This window comes from Pedobacter agri PB92, from assembly GCF_000258495.1.
GTDB classification, from domain to species: Bacteria; Bacteroidota; Bacteroidia; order Sphingobacteriales; family Sphingobacteriaceae; genus Pedobacter; species Pedobacter agri.
On the sequence record NZ_AJLG01000001.1, the window covers coordinates 45334 to 64144 of the forward strand.

Genomic DNA, 18811 nt, shown 5'->3' on the forward strand with positions numbered 1-18811 from the left:
TTCTTAGCGTTCTTTGCGGTTAAACTAATACTCTACTCCTCCGATGGAAATAACGACGCCAGCACCAGCTTAATCTCACCAAAAGAATAATCCTTACCCAAAAAATCCCGAATCGTTGCCATTGATTTTGTTTTTTGGCTTTCAACAGCTTCGCTAATGTTTCTGATTTTATTTGGTTTCACCAGTTTAGCTACATCAATTTGTTGCGTAGATACATAATAAGCCAAATGACCTTCGATAGTTGTAACTGACAAACCTCGTTCTTTTGCAATCTCCGCTAAAGTCTTACCTTGCTCATAAAGTTCAAAACTTACCAGTTTGGTATCTATTTTTGGCTCTTTTTCTTTTTCTCTACAGCCGATTTCACTTTCAAAACCTGACCTTTTAGCTGAATAGCTTTTTGTAATTGTTGGTTCCGTTCAGAAATGTTTAACAATGCATCAGTATCTGCTTTGCTAAACTCCTTTCCATCAATAATGGCCAGCAGTAAGGCCTTGCCTTTGTGCATCTTTTTTAGCTGCTCATAAACCAGTATCTCCAATTCAAGCAATTCGGTCAAATATGTCTTTATTCCCTTTTCTTCCTTCACTGCTTCAATTTGGGCTAGAAACTTATCCGAAACCGCTTTAACCAGCGGATTAAAATATTTCAATGCCGCTTCAACCCTTTTAGAAACATTAAATAAAGTATGCTCCGTTTGATGTGCAAAAAGGTTTTTAAGCTGGTTAATAAAAGTATCTGCCGTTACTGTGATTTTTTGAAAATCCTTGTATAAATCCATTGTCCAGCTATCGTAACGCTGTTTTGTAGATTTTGCCTCGCTCTTATCGAAAGTTTCTACATGCTCTTTCACGTAATAGCGAACGACGTTCAAATCGAAAGCGGCCAACAGGTAAGTTCTAATGAAATCGTAGCTTTCCAAACTAATCTGCTCTGTTAAAACTTCAGAGGGTTGTTTTGTACTCGAAAAATAATGGATGTTTTGGTCTTGCTGCAAACCATTTTCACGCAGATGCGAAGTTAAAACCAAGCCTTTTAGGGAGCGTAAACGCGAAAGCGCAACATAAGCTTGCCCAGGGGCAAAAGCATCGCCAATATCAATAATTGCTTTATCAAAAGTTAACCCCTGACTTTTATGCACCGTAATTGCCCAGGCCAATTTTATCGGATATTGTACAAATGAACCTGCAACATTTTCAGCAATTTCGTTTGTGGCCTCATTCAATTTATACTTCACATTTTCCCATGTATAGGGTGAAACAGAAATTACGGTTCGTTCCTCAGGAAGTTCAATTTCAATCATATCCTTTTCGATATGATGTACCACACCTATTTTTCCATTATAATAACGTTTTTCGGCAGTCATATCATTTTTAATGAACATGACTTGTGCCCCAACTTTAAGTTCTAAACTTTTTTCATTCGGGTAAGCATATTCATTAAATTCACCGGTAACCTTGGCTTCAAAAAAGTAAGATTTGGTTTTGAGTTGTGTTAATCGCTCACGATTAATGGCGTCAGCTTTGTTATTGTGAGTGGTTAAAGTGATGTAGTTTTCATCCGCTGCAGGCTTAAAATCTTGCTTAAAGTGTTGTCGTAATAAAGCGGTATCTTCAGGTGTAATTTTATTGTTCCTTAAATTATTCAATAAGTTAATAAACACGGCATCATCCTGGCGGTAAATCTTATCCAACTCAATATACACCGGTGGATTATTCTGCAGTGCTAAAGCATCAAAGAAATAAATGCTTTTATAAAAACCGGCCATTATCCGCCATTCATCGTTTTTGACCACGGGAGGCAGCTGATGTAAATCGCCAATAAATAATAACTGAACACCACCAAAGGGTACATTTCTATTTCTTCTGATATAACGCAAGGAAAAATCAATGGCATCGAGCATATCTGCCCGAAGCATACTCACCTCATCAATAACCAGTAATTCTAGTTCCTGAATCATACGCCTTTTGTTGCCCTGCATGTTTAAATGCTTCACAATGGTGCGTGGCGTATTGAAGTTAAAATTGATATTTTGGTTGATTAAACTTCCTGCCGCATCCGGAAAAAATGCACCAAACGGCAATTGAAAAAGTGAATGAATGGTAACGCCAGAAGCATTAATTGCTGCAATGCCGGTTGGGGCACAAATCATCGCTTTTTTATGCGTAAGCTGAATGAGTTTGCGTAAAAAAGTAGTTTTACCTGTTCCCGCTTTCCCGGTTAAGAAAACATGTTTAGAGGTATAATTAACAAACTTCGCCGCAATTTCTGCGGGCATAGAAGTTTCATCTAATTCTGGCATTGGCTAATAAGATTTTAGTTTGCTTAATTCGGAAGGGATGATTAAAGCTAACAATTTTAGCACAAAAATAAGTATGATTTATAAGATAATGGCGCTAGTTAATAGAAATTGAGGATTTATTTTTGGAAATGGGTATTCCGTTTTTCATAGGGAAGTGTAGTCCTGCTGTTCGCTTTACTCCTTTGCACTCCGTGTCCGCTGCCATCAGGTTTACTTAACAATGTTTGTTGGTCTTCGGATTTAAACCTATAAATGAATGGCGGGAATAACTCGAACCGAAGAACTACTGCTATTGCTTTTCAAAAACGCTTAACCATTTGGTTTTCAATTAAACAGTTAAGCGGTAAAAACAGTTCATCAAATTTCTTATCTTTGCAGCCTGATGAAACAAAATTATTCAAATCTAATCGCAGTTAAATTCCTTTAACCAGGTTTCATCGCCATTTTTTACCCAAAATTTTATTATGCTTAACCCCGAAATAGAAAAACGTAAAACCTTTGCCATTATTAGTCACCCCGATGCGGGCAAAACCACATTAACAGAAAAATTTCTGCTTTTTGGTGGTGCGATTAACACAGCTGGTGCAGTAAAACGTAATAAAGCAAACCAGAGCAATACGTCCGATTTCATGGAAATTGAGAAACAACGTGGTATCTCGGTGGCAACTTCGGTAATGGGTTTTGAGTACAGCGGCAAGCGAATCAACATTTTAGATACGCCTGGTCACAAGGATTTCGCGGAAGATACTTACCGTACTTTGTCGGCAGTGGATAGTGTGATTTTGGTGGTAGATTGTGTAAAAGGTGTGGAGGAACAAACCGAAAAACTGATGTCGGTTTGCCGCATGCGTAATACACCGGTAATTATTTTCGTTAATAAAATGGACCGTGAGGGTAAGGAAGCTTACGATTTGTTAGATGAGATTGAAGAGAAACTGAACATCAGTTTGTGCCCGCTTTCATGGCCAATTGGGCAAGGACATACATTTAAAGGTGTTTACAGCATTTATAACAAACACTTAAATTTATTCAATTCTGATAAAACCAAAGTAACCGATTCGGTTGTGGCGGCTAACGATTTGAATGACCCCTCGTTACTGGATTACCTAAAGGAAAACGAAATCAGTACCCTGAAAGATGATGTTGAATTGGTTGATGGTATTTACGGCAAAATTGATAAAGATTTGTATACCGATGGATTGGTAGCACCAGTATTTTTTGGCAGTGCGATTAACAACTTCGGTATAAAAGAGCTTTTAGATACTTTTATTGATATTGCGCCAAGTCCACGCCACCGTGAAGCTGAAGAACGTGATGTGTTGGTTGAAGAGAAAAACTTTAGTGGTTTCGTGTTTAAAATCCATGCCAATTTAGACCCAAAACACCGCGATCGGATTGCTTTCTTGCGTATCTGCTCTGGCAGATTTGAGCGTAATAAATTTTACTACCATACCCGCCAGGATAAGAAACTGAAATTTTCGAATCCGATGGATTTTATGGCCAATGAGAAAAGTATTGTGGAAGAGGCTTGGCCGGGTGATGTGGTTGGTTTGTATGATAGTGGCAACTTTAAGATTGGCGACACGTTAACCGAAGGTGAGAAATTGCAGTTTAAAGGTATTCCAAGTTTCTCTCCATCTATCTTTAAGGAGGTAGAAAACATGGACCCAATGCGGACCAAACAGCTGGAAAAAGGTATTGAGCAGTTAACTGACGAAGGTGTGGCGCAATTATTTGTGATGCAGCCTGGAAACCGAAAAGTAATCGGTGCCGTTGGTGAACTTCAGTTTGAGGTAATTAACTTCCGTTTAGAGCATGAATATGGTGCTAAATGTCGTTTCCGTACCTTAAGTTACACCCGTTCGAGCTGGGTAACATCAGCTGATAGAAAAAAATTAGATGAGTTTGTGAAGCGTAAACAACAGCATATTGGTTTCGATAAAGAGGCAAATCCGGTTTATTTATCAGATAGTGAATACATGATTAACTTAACCAAACAGGATTATCCTGATATTGATTTCCATAAAACGAGCGAATTTAAGAGCTAGACTTTTTCTTGCAAAACCGTGATTAATTTCGCTGAAATTCTGCTTTCCTTTGCGCTATATTTTACAGCAGTATTATGGTTAATTACAGCGAAATTTTCAGTGAGCAAGGCATGGATTATCAAACCTATCGTGCCTTGGTAGATCAACTTTTGTTGGAAGGAAAAGCTACAGGAGATGTGACTTATGATTTGCACTACACCAAAATGAATGTGCAACGTATGAGTCGTGTTGATAAAACCGCTAGCCTAACGGAGGAACTAACTGCTACAATAGATCAGCTTAAAACTAGCTATAAATTCTTGGTCATAACGGAAGGTTGGTGTGGCGATGCCGCACAGATTGTTCCGGTATTCAATAAAATTGCTACAGCATCTTTAGGTAAAATTGATTTGAAATTTGTACTCAGAGATAAAAATCTGCCCTTAATTGATGCGCATTTAACCAACGGTGGTAGAGCGATACCTGTTTTAATCATTTTGAATGAAGAAGCTGATCAGGTTTTGGCAACCTGGGCACCACGACCTCAGGTATTACAAGAATTGTTAAAAGAGTGGAGGCAAGAAACTACAGAAATGACCATTCTGGCAGAAAAGCTACACGGCTGGTACGCCAAAGATAAAACGTTGAGTACACAAGCGGAATTAAATGAGGTTTTGAAAGGATTGGGAAATTAATTTTAATAATTCGAAATCGTCATCCTAAGTTCGATTCAGTGTATTATAGGCATGATTAAGCTTAAAAATATTGAATCATAATCAGCATGACGAACTTTCAAAAAACAATTTAATCAACCGAAACCGTTAATCCTTCTTGCTGTAAAATCTTGCGGTAAACTTCCATCTCGGTAAAAGATCCTTCAAGAACTGGGCATTTGCCGTCATTATGCACTTTCCATGCAATTTTTTCTGCTTGAGATTCGTTATAATCTAGATATTTCATCATACAATAAATTACATGATCGAAAGTATTTACATCATCATTCCACAAAATAAGGCGGTGTACGGTTTTTAAGGAAGTTAGAATTTCTTCGAGCGTGAAGGTCTCTTCTTTGGTTTCTGTAGACATGTTGCAAAAATAACTAATTTTATGGAAGATGTAATAGGTTAAATGGAAGATGGTTGTGATTATTGGGGCGTGAAATAATATTTTGGTGTTCACATTACATTTTCCCGCTTACCCCGCACATGTTCCATCTGTTTTAATACATTTGTTAACCAAATAATATGAGCATGCATCAATCTAAAATAGCAGGAATAGGTTACTACGTTCCTAAAAATGTATATACCAATACAGATTTAAGTCGTTTTATGGATACCAATGATGAGTGGATTCAGGAACGAACAGGGATTCAGGAACGTCGCTTTGCCGATCGGAACGAAGAAACTACCACCACGATGGGGATTGAAGCTGCTAAAATTGCCATCGAGCGAGCTGGCATTACTGCAAAAGATGTTGATTTCATCATATTTGCGACCTTAAGTCCGGATTATTATTTCCCTGGTTGTGGTGTTTTGTTACAGCGTGAAATGGGCATGGGTGAGATAGGCGCTTTGGATATTCGAAACCAATGTTCTGGATTTGTTTATGCACTTTCTGTGGCGGATCAATTCGTGAAAACGGGCATGTACAAAAATGTTTTGGTGGTAGGCAGTGAGAAACATTCTTTCGCAATGGATTTTGAAACCCGCAGTCGCAATGTTTCGGTAATTTTTGGAGATGGGGCAGGAGCAGTTGTACTTCAGCCTACTGATGAAAAAGGTAAAGGTATTTTAAGTACCCATTTGCATAGTGATGGTGCAGATGCGGAAATCCTGGCCATGTATTATCCGGGTTCTCATGCTAATAAATGGATGAAAGATAAACCCGATTTTCCTGACCAGGAATTGGGCGGTTTGTTCATGACGCCAGAAATCCTTGAGAGTGGAGCCGCATTACCTTATATGGATGGTCCCTCGGTTTTCAAAAAAGCGGTGGTAAAATTTCCGGAAGTAATTAAAGAAGCTTTGGCTGCGAATAACTTAACCGAAAAAGATATTGATATGCTGGTGCCACACCAGGCAAATTTGAGGATCAGTCAATATGTTCAAAACCTATTGGGTTTAAGTGATGATCAGGTTTTTAATAACATTCAAAAATACGGAAATACTACTGCAGCATCCGTCCCTATCGCTTTATGCGAAGCATGGGAAGCCGGAAAAATCAAAGATGGTGACTTGGTTTGCCTCGCCGCTTTCGGTTCAGGCTTTACCTGGGCAAGTGCATTAATCAGGTGGTAAGGAAATAATGAATTAAGGATGTTTAGCCTAACACTTTACATCCTTGGTTTTTTTGCCTGAGATGATTAATTTATCATCTGCGGAACCTTAAATATTTTTCTTTGCTCAATAAAGAAATCAGGCCAAAAGATAGGAAAGAGGCACTCATGAATGAAAAAATGATAAAAGATGATGTGAATCCACGGCTGACGCCATAATTTTCATCGTAATATACCAACTTCTTTAAACCCACGCTACTTTCCATAACATCACCGCTATCATCTACAACTTCAACGGTTTTATTTTTATAAATAAATTTAAATACGGGGTAATATACGTAAGTGAACCTTTTATTGGCAACACGTTTGGTAGCTACAATTGTTGCTTCAGTTTTTTCTCCAAATATCATCGGTAAGGCAGAACCAATCATACCGTATGCTAAAAAACCTCCAAGTAAAATTAATATTATTCCAAAAGTTCGGATTATTGCCATTTCATTTTTCTCAAGCGCTTACCACTTTAAACTTTATTTTTTCGCGATAAAATCTCCCAAATAACTGCATTCTCCAGCTGCCACCTGATAAAACGGCGTCTTACCGTATTTCAATTTCAATTCCTTGAAATACGGATTGTTGTAATTCGCATTGATGAAATTTTGATACTTCACATCATCTTTATTCCAGTAACTGAATGAGTTTAATTTCGAATTCAGAATAATTTGCTTTTGAGCACATTTTGCAAGCATAAATGTGCACTTTGCCTTAAAATCTGCATTTGTGCTTAGCGATCTGGCTTTCAAATACCAGTTTTTGGCAGTTTGTGCTTTTTTATAATCTACATCGTAACCATATCTTGCCGGACTAGCATTAGCATAAGTAGACCAATCATAGCTAATCAAAAACCAACTATTTCCATAATAACCTGTTTGATAAACAGCATTAGCCATTTTGTAATAATAAAGGGCAGCATTTTTCTTATCGCTGGTGGTTAGTTTTTGTAATCGAAACATCTCAGCTGCAAAATCTTTCTTAGTTATCGATGCCTTGGCATTTACATATTTTTTAGGGAAATCATTAATGGTTTGGATAAATGGATTTGCATAAAGCTTTGAATTCGCATCATCAGCATACCAGTTTTCTGGATTGAAATAGTGATAATCTGGCGATACTTTTGCAAACATTTGCACCGCTTTTCCATATTGATGTGTCCTCAATAATGTTGTTCCAAAAAGTTCATAAAAACCATCATTTTTAAGTTGATTTAAAGCTTTAGACAACATAGCCATAACATCGTTTCCAGCTGCTTTCTTTTTGTAATTTAACAAACCTTGCATGCTTTTCGGACTTAAATATTGTTGCCAAAAAGCAGTCGTTTGATAGCTCATATTTTTGAAAAGCGAGTTGTCTTTTACAATTTTGTATTCCAAATCTCCTTTAACCATTGCCAGAGCGGCCTTTGCAGTATCGCCTAATTTTAAATATGCAGGTGCCAATAGTTGTTGGTAGAAGTTTCTGGTGGTTCTGCTGAATCGTTTATCTTCCTGATCTGCCCAATCATAATATTTGTCTCCCGGATGTGATTTGTTCTCGGCAAACCTTTTTTCATCCAGCCACTTCAGGGTTGGCAATAAATCGTTTTCGTTAAATGGATTTCCTTTTTTGATATTTTTAGCCTTAATCAATAAATCAGTAATTCGGTACTGATCACGCAATTTTTCCGGAAGTTTTTCAGGGTTTAACCTGTTTAAATAACTGCAGGCTACTGCATCTTTGTTCTCCATCCACGATAAATAAGCTGCCGTTAAAATGCCAAGCTCTGATTGCGGATTATTTTTTTTCTGCCGCCAGTTTTACCGCAAAATTTCTGATCTCATTTAATTGTTTCAGATTTACATTCCTAACACTGTCTTTGGATTTTGACCGGTCGTTGTAGGAGAAATAATAATCAAATGATATTTTAGCGATATCATTCGCTTCGATTAGCGCCTGCTCCAATTTATTAACTTCCCTAACCAGCAAAGTGCCGGTTAACTGGCTTTTTGGATCGTATTGATAAACTTTGTTTAAGCTTTCGATATCGAAATCTGAATTTCCGAAACCATTTATTGCCCAGATATTGGCTTTTTCTTCATCTGTTTTAGCGTATTTTAGCGCACCGCTTACTGGAGCGCTGTTATAATAATAGTTTTTGTAGGCTTGCACTCTTCTTTCTGGATTGGAAGCAAACACTTTCGAAAATAAAAATGCAGATTCTTCAGGATTGCCCAATCTTCTAACCGATCCGGCATAAAGGGCAAGTGCCCAGCCTTTCACAGCGCTATTTGATTGATCTGTTTTGATAAATTTCTCAAAAACATTTTTGCTATCATCATGCTGTCCGGCATAATGAAACATTCTTTCCGCCTGATAGGCATACCGTAATTTTAAAAAAGCGTCTTTCTCAGATTTTGTTATAGTCAATGCCTCTGTTGCAAGCAAACTCATGCCTGCTGTATCTCTTGGTTTCGGATTCCAAAGGTCGAAATCTACATTGGCAAAAGGCTCACAACTTTTGGCGAAAATGTAATATTTCAGCGCACTTTTATGCTTGTTCAAGCCTTGTAAAAAAGTGTTTTTTTGCAAGCTATCCGGTAATTCTGATATTTTTCCATCATAAAGCTGAAGTTTAGCTTTCATGGCACTGTCAGCCTCATACATAATCTGATGCACATCTTGCGGCTTAACATCTAAATATTTTCCCCATTCCCGACTGTTGATCTCTGATTCGCTTTCCGTATTCTCCTCACTATTTAAATACGCCATTTGATTAAATGCAAATGAGGTGTATTCATCGCCCTGAACGTTATTGTGAAAATAGGAAATGTAATAATCGTAAGGATCAACTTCGCCACCGCAGGCAATATTTACGGCAATTTCGCCGAAAAATGTAATTAAGAAAATGCTAGAAATTAGCGATAACTTTTCGAAAATCTTCATCAGTAAAATGTTTTAAAAGGTCGGTGTCGAGATGATAGAAAACGAGATTTCGTTCTTCCGGTTTTAAATATCGGGATAAAAAACTGGATGTTGCAAGTAAATCTTCCGTAGTAATTTCTTCCCACCGAATTACATCGCCACGTTTTAATCCTGCAGCAGGATAATCCATTAACAGATCATACAAAATGGAGTTTTCTCTCTGCTTGAATAATTTTTTATCTTGAATTTGTCCTTTGTTGATCCGTTTAGAAATTCCAGCATATTTCTTATTCCTAAATACTACCGCCCACTCAAATGTTGGTAATGCAACATCAAGTTTCAAGGGGTAATTTTCCAAATAATCTTTTAAATAAAGATCCATTTCGTGTTGATCGAGAATAGAATTTTGATTTCCATATTTCCGTAGGTTTCCCATGTTATAACACATCAGCATTGCTTTTTCAACCGGAGGAATTCCGCTTGTGGCAATGTTTTTTACCTGATGCAAACGCAATGTAACGGAGATGGTTTTGTTTTTTAGAAGAGGATGTTTTTTCAAATGATTTAAAAATTCAAAGTATCGATCTCTGCTTGTTTTAGTCCAGTCACAGTCGATTTGAAGTTCGCTATAACTTGATTTTCCGGATTGTTTCACTTTAGCTTCCACAAAAACCGCGATGTGATCGGCAAGCAACTTTATTCTGTTTGAATCTATCTCATTAAAAATACGGTTAACCAAAAATACCACAGGAATGATATCGACTTGTGGAGGTAAAGGATCGGAAAATTTTATAGGAGAAACAGGAACGTCTTGTTGAAAATCTGGATTAAAATCTACATCCATAATGCGGACATAAAGCGACTTCGATTTGAATTTGCTGAGTGCTGCGGTTTCTGCTTTATGGTTATGGTAATCTGTTTTCCAGAAATAAAAAGTTGGATGAACAACAGATTTTTGCTTACAGCCGAATAAGAAAAACACGAAAATCACTAAAATACTTATCTTGCGCATATCAAATTTATCAATCAAAAATAATATAAAATGCGAGCGGTTTTACAAAGAGTTACACAAGCAAGTTGCACCGTTAATGGAAACATTACCGGCCAAATTGAAGCTGGGTTTTTAGTTTTGTTAGGTATCGAAGATGCCGATAACATTGAAGACCTGGATTGGCTTGCTCAAAAAATTGTAAATATGCGTGTTTTTAGTGATGAAAATGATTTAATGAATAAAGCATTAGCAGATGTTGATGGCGATATTTTATTGATTAGTCAATTTACGTTGTTTGCATCTACAAAAAAGGGAAATAGACCAGGTTTTACCAGAGCGGCAAGGCCTGACGTAGCCATTCCACTTTATGAAAAAATGATAGAAAAGTTAGCTTCATTAACAGGTAAGAAAATTCAAACCGGGATTTTTGGCGCTGATATGAAAATTGCCCTGGTAAATGATGGGCCAACAACCATTTTGATTGATACAAAAAATAAGGAATAGAAGATGACCATTAACGAAGCACAGGAAACCGTAGATCGGTGGATTAAAACCACTGGTATTAGATATTTTAACGAGCTAACCAACACCGCTATATTAATGGAAGAGGTTGGAGAAGTTGCCCGAATCATGGCCCGAAAATACGGCGAACAATCTTTTAAAAAAAGTGATGAGGATGTAAACCTTGCCGATGAAATGGCTGACGTAATGTTTGTGTTGATTTGCCTGGCCAATCAAACCGGGATTAACTTGACCGAGGCGCTGGAAAAAAATCTCGAAAAGAAAACTATCCGCGATGCGGACAGGCATAAGAATAACGAGAAATTGAAATAAGTAATTTAGTCTACATATTCCATTAACGTTCGGTATGCCACAAATCGGTTTTTAAACTTCTCGTTTAACTTTTCTTGTAAAACCGGGGCATAAGTTTTTTGGTATTCATTGTAGTTTTCTAAGGTTTCTGCGATATATTGGGCACAATAGGTAACCCCTTCATTTGGCGAATCCACAACTTTTAACAAACGGTTAGAAACAAACATGCCAGTTGCCAATACTTCGGGAATGTGAATTTCCTGCATCCACTGCAACCATTCTTCAGCAGCAGCATCATCTAAAATCAAAGTAACATTGTATAAAAACATGCTGCAAAGATAATAAATGTGTCTAAGTAAAATGGAGGTTCGCAAACGGATTTCTTATATTCGGCATTTACTACTTTTAGCATACAAATGATTGAAATTTTAACCTCAAGCAGTACTAAAGATCTGGAAGGGATTATTGCGCTTCAGAAACAAAATTTAAGAACTGATTTATCTTCGGAAGAAATTAAGGAACAGGGTTTTGTGACCGTTTCGCATTCGCTTGATGATTTGGAAAAGATGCACCAGCATGAGCCGAACGTGATTGCTAAAGATGGAAATCAGGTTGTGTCCTACATATTAGGAATGACGGAGCAATCGAAAAGCGATATTCCTCGATTGGTAGAAATGTATGAAAGTTTTGACCACATTGAATACAAAGGTAAATCTGTTGCTAACTATCAATACATCGTTGTTGGACAAGTTTGCGTGGATAAGAATTATCGTGGACAAGGGCTATTTGACAGATGCTATGAGGCCTATAGAGCATATTTTAACAAAAATTATGAATTCGCAATAACAGAGATTGCCAGCATTAACTTACGTTCAATGAAAGCCCATGAACGTATCGGTTTCAAAACTATTTATAGTTATACGGATGCTTCAGATACAGAGTGGAATGTGGTAATTTGGGACTGGATATAGTTTATTTGTCAAACTCCATCACCTCTTAAATTTCTAAATCTTTTTCTTGCTTCTGCACTAAACATACTGCCAGGATAATCCGTAATCAGTTTTTGAAAATAAAGCTTTGCCTGAACGATGTCATTTAATTTTTTCTCATACAAATCGCCCAGCGTAAAAAGGGCATCGTCCGTCCAGATCCCGTCTTTAAAATTTTCTGTTAACTTTTTAAGGATGTCTGCAGCACTTTGAAAATCATTTGATTTTATTAATATTCTCGCTTTTGTCATCAATACGGCATCTGTTAATCCGTTTTCAGGAAAAACAATGGCAATGCTATCTAATTTACGAATGGCTTGTGCAGGTAAATTTCTAAAAACCAGCATTTCTGCATCGGCATACATCTTCAAAGCGTTGCTGTCGGTTGGTGTTTGAATATTGTCTGAAATCAATAAGCTTAAATTCAACGCGTCGTTTGCAATTAGTTGTGATGTAGCCGCTTTTAACACTAGGCACTGAGCACTGCTGTAATCAAAATTACCTTGATAAAATGAAAGTTTGGCGCTACGAAAACGGGCTTCGTTGCCTATTGGCTGGCCTTCAAATTGTTTGCTTACTTGCTCATAAACTAAAAATGCTTCCCAGGGTTGGTTGGTTAAAATGTAAATATCTCCTAACTCAAGCTTTAACTGTCCGATATCTTGTCCATTCAATCCGGGCATTTGTAACGCCTCTTCAAGGCCTTTCTCTGCCTGTGCCGCTTGATTTAGATAGTATGCTTGTAGGTTTGCCAACCTTTTAATGGCAAATAGCGTGTTTTTATTTTTACCATTTTCATCCAGTAAAATCTGAAAATCTTTTGCCAACAGATCGAGTGCTGCTGTGTTGTATTTTCCAGCAGTTTGGATATTATACTTGGTATTTAACAGCTCTATTTTCGATGGAAGATAATATTGATTCTCTTTACCCTTTGTTAACAGGTATTCGTAAGCTTTAATTGCGGTTTCATAAGCACTGTTATCTACAAAAGTATATATGGCATTAAAAAGTGTGCCTCCATCAGCTTTTGTTCTTTTATCGAAGGCAATTAGCTGGCGCAACGCCATATCGTATTGCTGCTGTTGAATATAATTCCAGGTTAGCAGCTGTATATAGATTTCGGCATCAGGATCTTTTTGTATTTTTTTAAGAATTCCAACCTGAAAGGTTTGATAATCCGCTTTGTCATCAAAAATCATTGGCAAAACAACCTGAGCTTGTGGTAGCAGCTGAGGGATAGTGGCTAATGCATCCAGGTATTCCTGCATTAGCATGGGCTTATCTTTTTTAAAGCGATAGATATTTAATAATTCATAGGTAAATAATTCATTGTTTCCCAGAATTTTTCTCCCCTGTTTAAACGTTTGCACTGCAAAATCGTAGTTTTCAAACCGATAAAAGTTATTGGCCAGGTTTCGGATTTTAAATTCATCTTTGGGCAGTTTATTAATAATATCACTGAAAATCTTATTTCCATTTTGAACGTCTCCCTTTTCCTGGTATAGTTTTCCTAAGGCAATAGGATAAGCATCGTTTTCCGGATGCTGCCTTATTAGTTTTTTAACTGTTTTTTCAGCAACATCATAACGTTTTAATTTGAGCAATGAATTAAAATAAATATCGAAATATCCTTCGTTATTGGCGCCAGAAAACATCTTCTCCAGCAAAACAACGGCTTTTTCATATTCCCCGTCACGGTAGTACTGAAAAATCAATGGCGTATCATCTGCAGCGATTGAGGAGTTGGAACGTAAAACCTGTGCCTGTACGCTTAAAGTAAATGCAAAAAAGACTAGGATGATCAATCTATTCATTATCCTCATTATAAGCTTTAAATGTAACTAAAAAGGATGAAAGCGAAAACTTTGAACAACTAACGTTGCCTAAATGGATTTAGTTTAGAGCAGAGTGGTGCCATTTTAATTCCAATAATAATGTTACCTGCATTTTATTTTGTCTCCATTTTATAAATACTAAATTGAGCCGCAAGCTGATTTCAATCAGTAAGTAACATTGTTGGTGTAATGCGTGGTTAACTAACCGGGATATTTATTTTTGTCATCCCGTGAGAAAATTGTTTATGTTGAGAAGAATTATTTTATTCGTATTAGTGGCTTCAATTTGGGGGTGTAAAAGTTCCCGGAATGAGCAAACTATACCTGTAGATGATTTTTTTAAAACCTTTGATAAGGCTTACTATCACATTTCTCCAGATGGTAAAAGTTTATCGTACCTGAAATTGCAAGACCGGAAACTAGATCTCTTTGTAGAGGATCTGGCCACCGGAAACAGTGTGCAGCTTACGCACTTAACCGAAAAACAATAAGTTTTCATTTCTGGACCAGCAATAACGAACTGATTTATTATACAGAAGATGAATCCAAGGACCGCCGGTCAGACATTTTCGTTATCAATAAAGATGGCGGTAAACAAGTGCAGCTAAGTGCGAACGAGAAGACGCGGTTGCGGGTAATTGAAGATCAGCTGATAGATGATAAATACATCGTAGTTGCTTCAAATAAAAGAGATTCTACGGTTTTTGACGTATACCGCCTGAATGTACGTAACGGACAAATGGATATTGCTGCAAAAAATCCAGGTAATATCACAGAGTGGATGACTGATCACAAAGGCGTATTGAAAATTGCTGTAGCCAGTGATGGCGTGAATGAAACCCTTTTATACCGCGAAAATGAGACGCAAACTTTTAAGCCGGTTTTAACCAATAACTTTGAAACTACTTTTCAGCCAATTGCCTTCTCAGAAGAAGAACCGAACGTACTTTATGCCATTTCAAACGTCAATCGTGATAAAAATGCTTTGGTAGCTTTGGATTTAAAGAATGGGAAAGAAAAAAAGGTATTGTTCGCAAATGATACACTAAATGTTGTTGATGCAAGGTATTCGCGTACGCAAAAAAAGATGTTGTTCGTAACCTGCGAAACCTGGAAGAAGAAAAAATATTATCTCGATGATCAATCTAGAAACACTTACAGTAAGATCGATCAGCTTTTGCCAGGCTCTGAGTGGCGCATCATGGAGAAGGATAAAATGGAAAATGTTTTTGTTATTAGAACATTTACAGATAAAAACCCAGGTTCATATTATCTGTACACCGCCAGCCAAAATAAACTCAGAAAACTAACGGATATTAATTCTGCTATCAATGAAGAAATGATGAGCGATATGAAGCCCATTAGTTTCAGAAGTAGCGATAGTTTACATATCAATGGCTATCTCACCTTACCACGAAATAAAAAAGCAACTAACTTACCGGTTGTGGTTTTACCTCATAATGGCCCCGGTGGGAGAAACAGTTGGGGATACAATGCTGAAGTGCAATTTCTGGCAAGCCGTGGTTATGCTGTTTTGCAGGTTAACTACAGAGGATCAACAGGCTATGGCAAATCTTTTTATGCAGCCGGTTTTAAGGAGTGGAGTGATAAGATACAGGAAGATGTAAATGATGGCGTACGTTGGTTAATAAATAAGCAAATCGCGAATCCGAAAAAAGTAGCCATTTACGGAAATGGTTTTGGTGGTTATATTGCACTAAATTGTTTGTATAAAAATCCTGATCTTTATAGTTGTGGCGGATCAAATTCAGGCGTAATCAATTTGTTCAGTTACCTGAAAACGATTCCTCCGTTCTTGAAGTCGAACCTGCAGATGTACTATGAAATTTTAGGAAACCCTGTTACAGATACTGATTATATGCGTTTCGCTTCGCCTGTTTTTCATGCTGATCGTTTCAAGTCGCCCTTATTTATTGCACAAAACCCAAAAGATCCGAGGGTTAACGTAGCAGAAGGAGTTCAGTTTATTAAAGAATTGAAAAAGCGAAATGTACCTGTTACGTATATCGAAAAAGAGGAAGGACCCAATCCGGTATTACGCCAGCAAGGTAGAACGGCTTTGTACAAAGCTTTGGAAGAATTTTTAAAAACAAACTTGAGTAAGAAATAGGTTATGGCCCTGGATAAGAAAAGTGGTTACCGGAAAAATTCCTCGCTTGGCGTTACCTTCATTATACTCATCTCCATTCTTTTCATCCTCTCTTTATTTTTAGCGTTTAACTACAGTAAAAAATCTATTGAGAATGAGTTTGTATCTGAAAAGGTAAATGTTTTAGAGCAAAGCATCAAAGCCTATAACGATTTCTTTCAGAATAAAATGCCCGAAATATCTTACTACAACGGGTTTTTAGATTCGGCAACTGCTGCAAAGTTTGTTGATACGGTAACCATTAAATATCCATTTATTGCAAAGGTTACTTTTTACGATACCGAAGTGAAAAATATTCCGGTGAAGGATGGAATGAACGTTGGAAGTTTGTCCATTGGTCCTAAATCGATATTTCAGTTTGGTAAAACCGTTTCACCCGATTCGGTTAAGCTGTTTTCAGAGTACGATACGCGTTCATTTAAAGTTGGCGATGATTTTAATGCCATGGCCTACAAGCTGGTTACTTTTGTAGATCAGTTAGATACCGCTGCAGTTCCCACTCAGGAAGAATTGTTCACCAACTTTTCAGTAGTTAAATCAAATAAGATTACCTATCTCAATATTCCGAGACGGGAAGATTTGAAGATTTATAAGGATATGATGCGCCGTAAGCTCGATCCTTTGCCGGTTTATCAGCAAGACATGCTGGTTTTTCAGCTTGATCCGAACAAAATTAAAGTAACCAATACGAGACCTTTATTGTATCAAAAGATAGAGGTAGAACCTTTAACTTATGATCCGATTGATACTTCGGACGAGAACATGACCACCGAAATAGCACTTCCGGGTGCATTTTCCGATTTTAAACTTTATTTCACTTCATCTAAATCATACATCAAAAAAGAAATATTCATTTATTTCATGCCAATTGCGTTGGTCCTGTTGCTGGTTTACGGTGTGTTGCTATTGGTTGCTTTTTTGATTTACCGCAATTTGAACATCAATAGCAAAATGTTTAAGCTCCAGTACGATTTTGTGAATAACCTTACCCATGAGTTTAAAACACCCGTGAGTGTGATTAAGATTGCAGGAAACAACATTAAAAGTGCCACAGCGTTAAGCCAGAAAGAACAGCAGCTTTATGGTAAGATTCTGGATGAGGAGGCCGACAAACTGAATGGTTTGATGAATAAGCTGCTAGCCTTTACACAGATTGAGAACAAGGCAATTAAGTTAAATCAGGAGCAGGTTAATATTGAGGATTTTATTGAAAGTACAATTGAATCGCACACCTTGAAACATCCTGATTTCAAAATCACCTACGAGGTACTTGGCTTTAAAAGTTTTATCACCGATCCGGTATTGTTAGGCAGTTTGTTTGATAACCTGGCTGAAAACGCTTATAAATATTCAAAACCTGCAAACAAAAAGCTGCATATCAGTGCTAAATTAATTAAAGGTGTTTTGGTCTTTCGTTTTACTGATAAGGGAATTGGCATTCCATCTTCAGAATTAAACAATATCTTTAAAAAGTTTTTTAGAATACAGAATGAATACAACCAGATGGGAAGTGTGGGCTTGGGTTTGGCTTTCTGCAAAGAACTGGTTAACTTTATGCAGGGAGAAATCTCTGTAAAAAGTAAAGTGGGCAATGGTACAGAATTTAAAATTGTGCTGCCTTATAACAAGTAAAATTGAAATAATTTAAAATGTCGTAAAGTTTAAGTGTGATAATATTACCTGGCAACTTGAAATATTAAACCTTAAAACGATTCAAAATATAACAACACACAAATGTCTAAAGAAGTAAAAATATTAATTGTTGAGGATGATGAAAATCTTCGCTTTTTAGTGGCCCATCGATTGAAGACTGAAGGCTATAATGTATTGGAGGCCAACGATGGTGAATCAGGCGAGCGAATGATTATTGCCGACCAGCCGGATATTGTATTGCTGGACTGGATGATGCCAGGCAAGCAGGGCGCAGAAGTTTGCGAAAATGTGCGTAAGCAGGGTTTTGAAAATCTGATTATCATGATGACCGCGAAAGCGCAGGATGTAGATAAAATTGATGCGTATAATTTCGGTGCATCAGATTATATCACAAAACCATTTAATATGGATGTTTTGGTGGCGATGCTTGAAAGTAAGGTGAAGTTTATTGTAAATAAAGATACTGCTGAAATTCACCGTTTTGGTAACATGGAACACCACCCGAATATTCATACTTTGTTTAGAGATGGGAAGAAAATTGAGTTGACGATCTTAGAGAACCGTATTTTACTCTATTTCTTACGTAATCCAGGTAAAGTGATCAACCGTGATGAATTAATGTTGGTGGTTTGGGGTTATAACTCTGATGTGAACACCCGTACATTAGATATGCACATTGTTCGTTTGCGTAAGAAAATCGAATTGAATCCAGATAATCCTCAATTGCTGCAAACCGTAAGAGGCGTGGGATATCGCTTTAATGCAGGTTAATAAATTATTGAATTATTGAATGAGTGAGTG

At 37.2% G+C, this 18811-nt stretch carries 19 protein-coding genes; 10 read left to right on the forward strand and 9 right to left on the reverse strand.

Annotation, left to right across the window (positions count from 1 at the left end):
- Positions 1-32: 32 nt before the first annotated feature.
- Together ON09_RS26545 and ON09_RS00225 are read right to left on the reverse strand one after the other, a co-directional pair.
- The gene (locus ON09_RS26545; protein WP_316927759.1) at positions 33-407 is read right to left on the reverse strand and encodes a helix-turn-helix domain-containing protein; all 375 of its coding nucleotides are present in this window, start codon (positions 405-407) and stop codon (positions 33-35) included.
- Complete coding sequence (locus tag ON09_RS00225) at positions 326-2302, reverse strand: ATP-dependent DNA helicase (RefSeq protein ID WP_051010140.1); 1977 nt, start codon at positions 2300-2302, stop codon at positions 326-328. The genes ON09_RS26545 and ON09_RS00225 overlap by 82 nt, the downstream gene beginning before the upstream one ends.
- Before the next feature lie 464 nt (positions 2303-2766).
- Between ON09_RS00225 and ON09_RS00230 the strand changes: the two genes are divergently transcribed.
- Positions 2767-4350 (forward strand): peptide chain release factor 3, encoded by a 1584-nt coding sequence (locus ON09_RS00230; protein ID WP_010599052.1) that lies wholly within the window; start codon positions 2767-2769, stop codon positions 4348-4350.
- 74 nt (positions 4351-4424) lie between these two features.
- Positions 4425-5024, forward strand: coding sequence for a thioredoxin family protein (locus ON09_RS00235; RefSeq protein ID WP_010599053.1), 600 nt, complete (start codon positions 4425-4427; stop codon positions 5022-5024).
- 109 nt (positions 5025-5133) lie between these two features.
- Here ON09_RS00235 and ON09_RS00240 read toward each other — a convergent pair whose 3' ends face one another.
- Positions 5134-5415: an ATP-dependent Clp protease adaptor ClpS gene (locus tag ON09_RS00240; RefSeq protein WP_010599054.1), complete on the reverse strand. Its 282-nt coding sequence runs from the start codon at positions 5413-5415 to the stop codon at positions 5134-5136.
- Between the two features lie 164 nt (positions 5416-5579).
- Between ON09_RS00240 and ON09_RS00245 the strand changes: the two genes are divergently transcribed.
- On the forward strand, positions 5580-6626 hold the full coding sequence (locus ON09_RS00245; protein WP_010599055.1) for a 3-oxoacyl-ACP synthase III family protein: 1047 nt from the start codon (positions 5580-5582) through the stop codon (positions 6624-6626).
- 73 nt (positions 6627-6699) lie between these two features.
- On the opposite strand, the gene ON09_RS00250 is transcribed toward ON09_RS00245, so the two are convergent.
- The 4 genes from ON09_RS00250 to ON09_RS00265 are packed head-to-tail and all read right to left on the reverse strand — an operon-like array spanning position 6700 to position 10571.
- Positions 6700-7098 (reverse strand): hypothetical protein, encoded by a 399-nt coding sequence (locus ON09_RS00250; RefSeq protein ID WP_010599056.1) that lies wholly within the window; start codon positions 7096-7098, stop codon positions 6700-6702.
- Between the two features lie 33 nt (positions 7099-7131).
- Positions 7132-8385, reverse strand: coding sequence for a hypothetical protein (locus ON09_RS00255; RefSeq protein WP_029204007.1), 1254 nt, complete (start codon positions 8383-8385; stop codon positions 7132-7134).
- A gap of 46 nt (positions 8386-8431) precedes the next feature.
- Positions 8432-9580, reverse strand: a complete 1149-nt coding sequence (locus ON09_RS00260) for a hypothetical protein (protein WP_029204008.1) — start codon at positions 9578-9580, stop codon at positions 8432-8434.
- Positions 9546-10571 carry a hypothetical protein gene (locus ON09_RS00265; protein WP_157258786.1) on the reverse strand — a complete coding sequence of 342 codons (1026 nt, stop codon included), beginning with the start codon at positions 10569-10571 and terminating at the stop codon, positions 9546-9548. The genes ON09_RS00260 and ON09_RS00265 overlap by 35 nt, the downstream gene beginning before the upstream one ends.
- 30 nt (positions 10572-10601) lie before the next feature.
- On the opposite strand from ON09_RS00265, the gene dtd reads away from it, so the two are divergent.
- Complete coding sequence (dtd, locus tag ON09_RS00270) at positions 10602-11054, forward strand: D-aminoacyl-tRNA deacylase (protein ID WP_010599058.1); 453 nt, start codon at positions 10602-10604, stop codon at positions 11052-11054.
- 3 nt (positions 11055-11057) lie between these two features.
- On the forward strand, positions 11058-11384 hold the full coding sequence (locus tag ON09_RS00275; RefSeq protein ID WP_010599059.1) for a nucleotide pyrophosphohydrolase: 327 nt from the start codon (positions 11058-11060) through the stop codon (positions 11382-11384).
- A gap of 5 nt (positions 11385-11389) precedes the next feature.
- Here ON09_RS00275 and ON09_RS00280 read toward each other — a convergent pair whose 3' ends face one another.
- Positions 11390-11692, reverse strand: a complete 303-nt coding sequence (locus tag ON09_RS00280; RefSeq protein WP_010599060.1) for a DUF4286 family protein — start codon at positions 11690-11692, stop codon at positions 11390-11392.
- A gap of 87 nt (positions 11693-11779) precedes the next feature.
- Here ON09_RS00280 and ON09_RS00285 point away from each other — a divergent pair, with 87 nt between their 5' ends.
- Entirely contained in the window at positions 11780-12334 is a 555-nt protein-coding gene (locus ON09_RS00285; RefSeq protein ID WP_010599061.1) for a GNAT family N-acetyltransferase, read from the forward strand.
- An 8-nt stretch (positions 12335-12342) separates the two neighbouring features.
- On the opposite strand, the gene ON09_RS00290 is transcribed toward ON09_RS00285, so the two are convergent.
- Positions 12343-14166, reverse strand: a complete 1824-nt coding sequence (locus ON09_RS00290; protein ID WP_010599062.1) for a tetratricopeptide repeat protein — start codon at positions 14164-14166, stop codon at positions 12343-12345.
- Between the two features lie 266 nt (positions 14167-14432).
- Between ON09_RS00290 and ON09_RS25785 the strand changes: the two genes are divergently transcribed.
- The 4 genes from ON09_RS25785 to ON09_RS00305 all read left to right on the forward strand — a co-directional run bounded on the left by ON09_RS25785 (position 14433) and on the right by ON09_RS00305 (position 18781).
- Entirely contained in the window at positions 14433-14678 is a 246-nt protein-coding gene (locus ON09_RS25785; RefSeq protein WP_238533570.1) for a TolB-like translocation protein, read from the forward strand.
- 107 nt (positions 14679-14785) lie between these two features.
- The gene (locus ON09_RS00295) at positions 14786-16318 is read left to right on the forward strand and encodes an alpha/beta hydrolase family protein (protein WP_238533571.1); all 1533 of its coding nucleotides are present in this window, start codon (positions 14786-14788) and stop codon (positions 16316-16318) included.
- Between the two features lie 3 nt (positions 16319-16321).
- Positions 16322-17989 carry a sensor histidine kinase gene (locus tag ON09_RS00300; RefSeq protein WP_010599063.1) on the forward strand — a complete coding sequence of 556 codons (1668 nt, stop codon included), beginning with the start codon at positions 16322-16324 and terminating at the stop codon, positions 17987-17989.
- Positions 17990-18091: 102 nt separating this feature from the next.
- Positions 18092-18781: a response regulator transcription factor gene (locus tag ON09_RS00305; protein ID WP_010599064.1), complete on the forward strand. Its 690-nt coding sequence runs from the start codon at positions 18092-18094 to the stop codon at positions 18779-18781.
- Positions 18782-18811: the final 30 nt, after the last annotated feature.

Excerpts from the sequence above, each read along its gene's own strand:
- ON09_RS00225 (WP_051010140.1), bottom strand. The coding sequence starts at position 2,302 with ATGCCAGAATTAGATGAAACTTCTATGCCCGCAGAAATTGCGGCGAAG.
- ON09_RS00230 (WP_010599052.1), top strand. The coding sequence starts at position 2,767 with ATGCTTAACCCCGAAATAGAAAAACGTAAAACCTTTGCCATTATTAGT.
- ON09_RS00235 (WP_010599053.1), top strand. The coding sequence starts at position 4,425 with ATGGTTAATTACAGCGAAATTTTCAGTGAGCAAGGCATGGATTATCAA.
- ON09_RS00240 (WP_010599054.1), bottom strand. The coding sequence starts at position 5,415 with ATGTCTACAGAAACCAAAGAAGAGACCTTCACGCTCGAAGAAATTCTA.
- ON09_RS00245 (WP_010599055.1), top strand. The coding sequence starts at position 5,580 with ATGCATCAATCTAAAATAGCAGGAATAGGTTACTACGTTCCTAAAAAT.
- ON09_RS00250 (WP_010599056.1), bottom strand. The coding sequence starts at position 7,098 with ATGGCAATAATCCGAACTTTTGGAATAATATTAATTTTACTTGGAGGT.
- ON09_RS00255 (WP_029204007.1), bottom strand. The coding sequence starts at position 8,385 with ATGGAGAACAAAGATGCAGTAGCCTGCAGTTATTTAAACAGGTTAAAC.
- ON09_RS00260 (WP_029204008.1), bottom strand. The coding sequence starts at position 9,580 with ATGAAGATTTTCGAAAAGTTATCGCTAATTTCTAGCATTTTCTTAATT.
- ON09_RS00265 (WP_157258786.1), bottom strand. The coding sequence starts at position 10,571 with ATGCGCAAGATAAGTATTTTAGTGATTTTCGTGTTTTTCTTATTCGGC.
- dtd (WP_010599058.1), top strand. The coding sequence starts at position 10,602 with ATGCGAGCGGTTTTACAAAGAGTTACACAAGCAAGTTGCACCGTTAAT.
- ON09_RS00275 (WP_010599059.1), top strand. The coding sequence starts at position 11,058 with ATGACCATTAACGAAGCACAGGAAACCGTAGATCGGTGGATTAAAACC.
- ON09_RS00280 (WP_010599060.1), bottom strand. The coding sequence starts at position 11,692 with ATGTTTTTATACAATGTTACTTTGATTTTAGATGATGCTGCTGCTGAA.
- ON09_RS00285 (WP_010599061.1), top strand. The coding sequence starts at position 11,780 with ATGATTGAAATTTTAACCTCAAGCAGTACTAAAGATCTGGAAGGGATT.
- ON09_RS00290 (WP_010599062.1), bottom strand. The coding sequence starts at position 14,166 with ATGAATAGATTGATCATCCTAGTCTTTTTTGCATTTACTTTAAGCGTA.
- ON09_RS25785 (WP_238533570.1), top strand. The coding sequence starts at position 14,433 with ATGTTGAGAAGAATTATTTTATTCGTATTAGTGGCTTCAATTTGGGGG.
- ON09_RS00300 (WP_010599063.1), top strand. The coding sequence starts at position 16,322 with ATGGCCCTGGATAAGAAAAGTGGTTACCGGAAAAATTCCTCGCTTGGC.
- ON09_RS00305 (WP_010599064.1), top strand. The coding sequence starts at position 18,092 with ATGTCTAAAGAAGTAAAAATATTAATTGTTGAGGATGATGAAAATCTT.